Annotated in this window: 8 protein-coding genes and 1 pseudogene; 6 read left to right on the top strand and 3 right to left on the bottom strand. The window is 63.6% G+C overall.

Translation table 11 applies throughout. The features are described 5' to 3' along the window. The 3 genes and pseudogenes from ACIP1U_RS32325 to ACIP1U_RS32315 all read right to left on the bottom strand — a co-directional run. A pseudogene (locus tag ACIP1U_RS32325) lies at positions 1–153 on the bottom strand (2-methylcitrate synthase); the annotation flags it as partial. Positions 154–198: 45 nt separating this feature from the next. Further along, positions 199–1,179 (bottom strand): HpcH/HpaI aldolase/citrate lyase family protein, encoded by a 981-nt coding sequence (locus ACIP1U_RS32320; RefSeq protein ID WP_400323954.1) that lies wholly within the window; start codon positions 1,177–1,179, stop codon positions 199–201. Between the two features lie 127 nt (positions 1,180–1,306). Continuing rightward, positions 1,307–2,290 (bottom strand): malate dehydrogenase, encoded by a 984-nt coding sequence (locus tag ACIP1U_RS32315; RefSeq protein WP_400323951.1) that lies wholly within the window; start codon positions 2,288–2,290, stop codon positions 1,307–1,309. 440 nt (positions 2,291–2,730) lie between these two features. Here ACIP1U_RS32315 and ACIP1U_RS32310 point away from each other — a divergent pair, with 440 nt between their 5' ends. The 6 genes from ACIP1U_RS32310 to ACIP1U_RS32285 all read left to right on the top strand — a co-directional run bounded on the left by ACIP1U_RS32310 (position 2,731) and on the right by ACIP1U_RS32285 (position 7,566). Next, a complete protein-coding gene (locus ACIP1U_RS32310) occupies positions 2,731–3,612 on the top strand; it encodes a UTRA domain-containing protein (protein ID WP_400323948.1) in 882 nt (293 codons plus the stop codon). Positions 3,613–3,894: 282 nt separating this feature from the next. Next, complete coding sequence (gene sdhC, locus ACIP1U_RS32305) at positions 3,895–4,305, top strand: succinate dehydrogenase, cytochrome b556 subunit (protein WP_400323945.1); 411 nt, start codon at positions 3,895–3,897, stop codon at positions 4,303–4,305. Positions 4,306–4,316: 11 nt separating this feature from the next. Continuing rightward, positions 4,317–4,682 carry a succinate dehydrogenase, hydrophobic membrane anchor protein gene (gene sdhD, locus ACIP1U_RS32300; RefSeq protein ID WP_400323942.1) on the top strand — a complete coding sequence of 122 codons (366 nt, stop codon included), beginning with the start codon at positions 4,317–4,319 and terminating at the stop codon, positions 4,680–4,682. 3 nt (positions 4,683–4,685) lie between these two features. Then, entirely contained in the window at positions 4,686–6,464 is a 1,779-nt protein-coding gene (gene sdhA, locus ACIP1U_RS32295; protein ID WP_400323939.1) for a succinate dehydrogenase flavoprotein subunit, read from the top strand. Between the two features lie 34 nt (positions 6,465–6,498). Next, entirely contained in the window at positions 6,499–7,200 is a 702-nt protein-coding gene (locus ACIP1U_RS32290; RefSeq protein WP_400323936.1) for a succinate dehydrogenase iron-sulfur subunit, read from the top strand. A gap of 78 nt (positions 7,201–7,278) precedes the next feature. Then, on the top strand, positions 7,279–7,566 hold the full coding sequence (locus ACIP1U_RS32285; RefSeq protein WP_029050110.1) for a succinate dehydrogenase assembly factor 2: 288 nt from the start codon (positions 7,279–7,281) through the stop codon (positions 7,564–7,566). Positions 7,567–7,734 lie beyond the last annotated feature (168 nt).

Genomic DNA, 7,734 nt, shown 5'->3' with positions numbered 1-7,734 from the left:
GTAGCCGCGGTAGTGCAGGTCGTTGCCGGTACGGCCGACGGTGCACAGCGCGGTATTGCCGGCGGCAACGCCGGACAGCGCGACGGATTTCTTGGCTTTCGGTGCCGCGGGCTCTGTCGTGGCGGCCGGTGCTGCGGTCTTCGAAGCGGACATCCGGGTCTCCTTCGGTCGCGTCCGTGATTTGTTGTTGTGCCGGTGTCAGGCGAAGAACAGCGCTTCCACGTTGTCCGGCAGCGGCGTGCCGGTGGCCTGGGCGCGCTGCAGCAGCGACCAGTAATAACGATAGCTGGCGCGGTCGTGCAACTGGCCGTCGTGGCGGATCGGCGCCCAGTTATTCTCGTGGGCCGCCAGCAGAATCTGGCTGGCGGCGCCGATTTCTGCTGCGCCTGGCCGGAAGGCGGCGACGATCGGCGCGATCTGGCCCGGATGGATGCTCCACTTGCGCAGGTAGCCGAACTCGGCGCGCGCGCGCAGCGCGTCGTCGCCTGCCCGCTGCGGTGTCTGCACATCGGTGCTGACGTTGTGCGACGGCACCTTGCCATGGCGATGGCAGGCGGCGGCGATTTCCAGCATGGCGCGCCGGATCAGCGGATGCTCGAATTGCTGCGGCGAGCGCATGGCATCGCCGGGAATCGCGCCGTGGTGCGCCGAGACGAAGTCCATCAGGCCGAAGCTCAGGCACTCCACCTGCACCAGCGCGGCGATATCGAAGGCCTGTTCTAGCGCGGCGTGTGTCTCGATCAGCACATGGATCGGGATATGACGAGCGATGCCGGCATTGCGCGCCACCTGGTTGACATGGTCGGTCACGCGCGCGACCTCGACCACGTCGGTCACCTTTGGCACGACCACGTAGGCCAGCCGCGCGCCAGCGGCGCGCACCAGCACGTCGACATCCTGGCGCCAGCTCGGGTGGGCGGGATCGTGGATGCGCACGCCGACGCGGTTGTGCGCGTTCAGCGGGCTGTTGGCCAGTTGCGCGCACAGCTCGGCGTGCTCGCGCTCCTGTCCGACGGCGGCGCCGTCCTCGCAATCAAAGGTGATGTCGAAGACCGGCCCAAGCTCTTGCTGCAGGGCAAGCGACTTGCGCATCAGCTTTTCGCTGCCCGCATAGTGGTCACACACCGGCAACTGGACCGGGATGGCTTCGCCCTGGAACAAGACCTCGGATGGATGCACGGGGGATTCAGGTGGGTTAGGGTTGGACGGGAGGGCACATCATAGCGCCCCAATATGAAAAAACCGGGGTCCGCGCCGATTCTTGAATCGTTGCGGAACCCCGGTCTTTCCTGGAACGCGCTGAAGATCAGCCCAGCAGGTGCTGCACGCCGGCCTTCTCTTCTTCCAGTTCCTTCAGGGTGATGTTGATCTTTTCCTGGCTGTAGGCGTCGATCTCCAGACCCTTGACGATTTCGTACTTGCCGTTGGCGGTGGTCACCGGGTAGCCGAACATCGTATCGGCAGGGATGCCGTACTCGCCGTTCGACGGGATGCCCATGGTGACGACGCGGCCGTTGCTGCCCAGCACCCAGTCATGCACGTGGTCGATGGCTGCGTTGGCGGCCGAAGCAGCCGACGACAGGCCACGGGCCTCGATGATGGCGGCGCCGCGCTTGCCGACGGTCGGCAGGAACACGTCGTTGTTCCACACCTGATCGTTGATCAGGTCCTTGACGCTCTGGCCGTCCACGGTCGCGTAACGGTAGTCGGCGTACATGGTCGGGCTGTGGTTGCCCCACACGAACATCTTCTCGATCGACGACACCGGCTTGCCGGTCTTGGCGGCGATCTGCGACAGGGCACGGTTGTGGTCCAGGCGCAGCATGGCGGTGAAGTTCTCGCGCGGCAGGTTCGGCGCCGACTTCATGGCGATGTAGGCGTTGGTGTTGGCCGGGTTGCCAACCACCAGCACCTTGACATTGCGGCTGGCGACTTCGTCCAGCGCCTTGCCCTGCACCGTGAAGATCTGGGCGTTGGCTTCGAGCAGGTCCTTGCGCTCCATGCCCTTGCTGCGCGGACGGGCGCCAACCAGCAGGGCCACGTCGGCATCCTTGAAGGCGACCTTGGGGTCATCGGTGATGACCACGCCGGCCAGCAGCGGGAAGGCGCAGTCTTCCAGTTCCATCACCACGCCCTTGACGGCGGCCTGGGCTTGCGGGAGGTCGAGCAGTTGGAGGATGACCGGCTGGTCTTTGCCCAGCATGTCGCCGTTGGCGATGCGGAACAGCAGGGAATAGCCGATCTGGCCAGCGGCGCCGGTCACTGCGACGCGCATTGGGGCTTTAGCCATGAGTAAATCTCCAAACGATAGAAAGGGGTAGCCGGTCGGCGGCACGCCGTCGCCAACTCAAGGCGGCAAGGCGGCGTATACGCCGGATGCTGGTTGTCGCCACAGCGGGGAGCGGCCGTCCGCCGGAACCAGGTGGCGGGGCCACGGGGCGGAACCGGTGAGGGGGAGCCACAACGGGTCATGGTGATGCAACGAAACGTAAGTCTACTGCGAAGCGAGCCGCCATTTCCAGACCGATTTCCAGTCCGGGCCGCGGGGGAGGGTGCCGGGGAAGGCATCCGCCGACGGCACGAGCACGGCATTTCACGGCATTCGCGGGCGTGGACCAGCGCGAGTGTAGGCCTGGGCTCACTGGCTGTCAATTCATATGTCTTATATAAGACATAAGACAATTAACGTCAGGCTGGCGCCCGCCGCCCTTTTGTGGTGAAATCCCGGCTATGTCCTCCCTGTCTCCGTCCCTCTCCGGCGCTGCCGTTCCCGGCGCGCAGGACTCTGGCGCGGCCACCCCTGGCGCCGGGACGCAGCCGCCTTCGTCGACCACCCCGTCGGCATCCCCTGCGCCCCAGGCCGTCGCTGCCCAGCCGGGCCCGCAGTCCGCCCCGTCGCCCACCTTCAGTCCGCTATACCAGCAGATCAAAGCGCTCATCATGCGCAGCCTGCAATCCGGCGAGTGGAAACCGGGCGAGATGATCCCGAGCGAAATGGAGCTGGCGGCACGCTATAAGGTGAGCCAGGGCACGGTGCGCAAGGCCATCGACGAACTCGCCGCAGAGAACCTGGTGGCGCGCCGGCAGGGCAAGGGCACCTTCGTGACCACGCACCATGAGGACGTGGTCAAGTTCCGTTTCCTGCGCCTCGTCCCCGACGAAGGCGAGCCCCACTACGGCGCCAGCCACGTGCTGGAGTGCAAGCGCCTGCGCGCGCCCGCCGAGATCGCGCGGCTGCTCGATATCCGCACCGGCGACAGCGTGGTGCAGATCCGCCGCGTGCTGAATTTCTCCGGCGAGTCGACCGTTCTTGATGAGATCTGGCTGCTGGGCGCCAACTTCAAAGGCCTCACCGCGGAAAAGCTGACCGAGTGGAAGGGGCCCATGTATGCATTGTTCGAGGCCGAGTTCGGAACGCGCATGATCCGCGCCACGGAAAAGATCCGCGCCGTGGCCGCCGACGAGATGGCGGCCGAACTGCTGGCCGTGCCGGTGGGTTCGCCGCTGCTGTCAGTCGAGCGCGTTTCCTTTACTTACGGCGATCGCCCGGTAGAGGTGCGCCGCGGGTTGTATGTGACGACGAAACACTACTATCAGAACGATTTGAGTTGAAGTCGCAGAGCTGGCGTGGTCCCCGCGCCGGCCGCGATTATTGCGGCTTTTGTGATGGTGGTGCGGCCTGTTGCGCAGCGGAGGTGAATGTTGCGTGGCAATTGCCGTGTCATGTGCGTAGTGTGCGATTGTCGGGCGGCGCATGTTGTTGCGCGATAGCTGAAAATTATTGGTGCAGCGCGCAACAAAGGCGCTAAAATCTCGTGGATTTGCCTCAGTGCATCCCGCTGCATGCAGGCAATGGCAGTTTCGTTTCTTTGTTTACCGCTAATGGGGTCTCGCATGGCTGAAGCCGTCAAACAAGCCAGGCCGGAGTTCCGGAATATCGGTATCGCGCAGATTGCGCGCTACCGGTTGCCCTGGGCCGGCAAGGTATCCATCCTGCATCGCGTGAGCGGTGCATTGATGTTCCTCCTTCTTCCCTTCGTCCTGTATCTGTTTGAGCAGAGCATCACCTCCGAACTGAGCTTCGCAAAGTTCTCGGCCCTTATGTCCGGTGGCTTTGTCAAGCTGGTTGTGCTGGCCCTGATCTGGGGTTATCTGCATCACTTCTGCGCTGGTATCCGCTTCCTGCTGCTGGATGTGCACGTTGGTGTCTCCAAGCCCGCTTCGGCCAAGTCTGCCATCAGCGTGCTGGTTGTCAGCCTGCTGCTTACCCTGATTTTCGGCCTGAAGCTGTACGGCCTGTTCTGAGGAGAATCAAGGTGGCAAATAACAATATCGGTCCCAAGCGTCTTGTCGTCGGTGCCCACTACGGCCTGAAAGACTGGCTCGCGCAACGCGTCACGGCCGTGATCATGGTGGTGTTCACCGTGATCCTGGCCATTGCCTTCCTGCTGTCGAACGGCGCTTCGTATGAGGCGTGGGCAGGGCTCTTCGCCAACCAGTGGATGAAGATCATCACGTTCCTGACCATCCTGTCGCTGCTGTATCACGCCTGGATCGGCGTGCGCGACATCTGGATGGACTATGTGCGTCCGATGGCCGTGCGCCTCGTGCTGCAAGTTCTTACGATTCTGTGGCTCGTCGGTTGCGCGGGCTACGCTGCTCAGATTCTCTGGAGGGTGTAATAAATGGTCGCAGTCAAGACTGGATTGCCGCGTCGCCGCTTTGACGTGGTCATCGTCGGTGCTGGCGGCGCCGGGATGCGCGCATCCCTCCAGCTCGCGGAAGCCGGCCTGAACGTGGCCGTGCTGTCCAAGGTGTTCCCGACCCGCTCGCATACCGTGGCGGCGCAGGGCGGCATCGGTGCTTCGCTGGGCAACATGAGCGAAGACAACTGGCACTACCACTTCTACGACACCATCAAGGGCTCGGACTGGCTGGGTGACCAGGACGCCATCGAGTTCATGTGCCGTGAAGCCCCGAAGGTCGTGTACGAGCTCGAACACTTCGGCATGCCGTTCGACCGCAACCCGGATGGCACGATTTACCAGCGTCCGTTCGGCGGCCACACCGCCAACTACGGCGAGAAGCCCGTGCAGCGCGCCTGCGCCGCGGCTGACCGTACCGGCCACGCGCTGCTGCACACGCTGTACCAGCGCAACGTGCGCGCCAAGACCCACTTCTTTGTCGAGTGGATGGCGCTGGACCTGATCCGCGACCAGGACGGCGACGTGCTGGGCGTGACCGCGCTGGAAATGGAAACCGGCGAGGTCTACATCCTCGAGGCCAAGACCACCCTGTTCGCGACCGGCGGTGCCGGCCGCATCTACGCCGCATCCACCAACGCCTTCATCAACACCGGTGACGGCCTGGGCATGGCCGCACGCGCTGGCGTGCCGCTGGAAGACATGGAGTTCTGGCAGTTCCACCCGACCGGCGTGGCAGGCGCGGGCGTGCTGATCACCGAAGGCGTGCGCGGCGAGGGCGGTATCCTGCGCAACAAGGACGGCGAGCGCTTCATGGAGCGCTATGCCCCGACGCTGAAGGACCTGGCGCCGCGTGACTTCGTCTCGCGCTCGATGGACCAGGAAATCAAGGAAGGCCGCGGCTGCGGCCCGAACGGCGACTACGTGCTGCTCGACCTGACCCACGTCGGCGCCGAGACCATCATGAAGCGCCTGCCGTCGATCCGCGAAATCGGCATGAAGTTCGCCAACGTCGACGCGATCAAGGAACCGATCCCGGTGGTCCCGACCATCCACTACCAGATGGGCGGTATCCCGACGAACTATCACGGCCAGGTCGTGGTGCCGAAGAACGGCAACCCGAACGAAGTCCTGAACGGTTTCTACGCGATCGGCGAATGCTCGTGCGTGTCGGTGCACGGCGCCAACCGCCTGGGCACCAACTCGCTGCTCGACCTGGTGGTGTTCGGCCGTGCCGCCGGCAACCACATCATCGCGCAGAACCTGAAGCAGAAGGAACACAAGCCGCTGCCGGCCGATGCCGCCGACCTCGCGCTGTCGCGCCTGGCCAAGCTGCAGGGCACGACCTCGGGCGAATACACCCAGGACGTCGCCAACGACATCCGCCGCAACATGCAGTCGCATGCCGGCGTGTTCCGTACGCAGAAGCTGATGGACGAAGGTGTCGAGCGCATCCTGGAAGTCTCGGAGCGTGCCAACGACATCCACCTGAAGGACAAGTCCAAGGTCTTCAACACTGCGCTGGTGGAAGCCCTGGAAGTGGCCAACCTGGTGGAAGTGGCCAAGGCCACCATGATCTCGGCGGCGGCTCGCAAGGAATCGCGCGGTGCCCACGCGCACAGCGACTTCCCGAACCGCGACGACCAGAACTGGCTCAAGCACACGCTGTTCTACAGCGAAGGCAATCGCCTCGATTACAAGCCGGTGAAGATGGAACCGCTGACGGTGGAAAGCGTGCCGCCGAAGGCCCGTACCTTCTGAGCACCGCATCGTAGAGATAACAGGACCCACAGAAATGAAGCGTATTTTCGAAGTCTACCGCTACGATCCGGACAAGGATGCGGCACCGCGCATGCAGACCTACGAGGTCGAGCTGGACGGTCATGAGCGCATGCTGCTGGACGCGCTGGTGAAGCTGAAGAAGCTGGACGAAACCATCTCGTTCCGCCGTTCGTGCCGCGAAGGCGTGTGCGGCTCGGACGCGATGAACATCAACGGCAAGAACGGTCTGGCCTGCCTGACCAACATGCGCGAGCTGCCGGACCGCATCGTGCTGCGTCCGCTGCCCGGTCTGCCGGTGGTGCGCGACCTGATCGTCGACATGACGAACTTCTTCAAGCAGTACAACTCGATCAAGCCGTTCCTGATCAACGACGAGCCGCCGCCCGAGAAAGAGCGCCTGCAGTCGCCGGAAGAGCGCGACGAGCTGGATGGCCTGTACGAGTGCATTCTCTGCGCCAGCTGCTCGACGTCGTGCCCGTCGTTCTGGTGGAACCCGGACAAGTTCGTCGGCCCCGCCGGCCTGCTGCAGGCTTACCGCTTTATCGCGGACAGCCGCGACCAGGCCACCAGCGAGCGTCTGGACGACCTGAACGACCCGTACCGCCTGTTCCGCTGCCACAGCATCATGAACTGCGTCGACGTGTGCCCGAAGGGTCTGAACCCGACCAAGGCCATCGGCAAGATCAAGGAACTGATGGTCCGCCGCGCGGTGTGATCCTGCGGCTGTCTAAGTAGTAAGCGGTGCGTCAGCCAGAGCGGCTATATCTGGCGGGCGCACCGAAAGTAGGAAGCCATGACTGAGAGTCCTGCCACCACCTTCTCCCATCAGGCCGATCCGCACAAGCGCGCACGGTTGCGCTGGCGCGCCCGCCGCGGCCTCCTGGAGAACGACATCATCGTCGAACGTTTTTTCAACCGTTACGAGGAGAGCCTGTCCGACGAGGATGTGGCTTCGCTGAGCCAGCTGTTCGAGCTCAGCGACAACGAGTTGATGGACCTGCTCCTTGCCCGCAAGGAACTGGACGGTGAGCTCGACACGCCCCCGATGCAGCGCGTAGTGAACCTGCTGCGTACGGTCTGAGTTTTGGTCAACATTATTATTCACAGCATTTGAAGGATCCGACATGACGCCGTCCGATGTGAAAGCCACGCTATCGTTCTCCGATGGTTCCCCCAGCGTTGAGCTGCCGATTTATACGGGCACCGTTGGCCCGGACGTGATCGACATTCGCAAGCTGTACGGACAAAC

The organism is Cupriavidus sp. NPDC089707, assembly GCF_044748965.1.
Taxonomy (GTDB): Bacteria; Pseudomonadota; Gammaproteobacteria; order Burkholderiales; family Burkholderiaceae; genus Cupriavidus.
The sequence above is the reverse complement of the archived record's forward strand: the minus strand, read 5'-3'. Positions and strand labels throughout refer to the sequence as shown.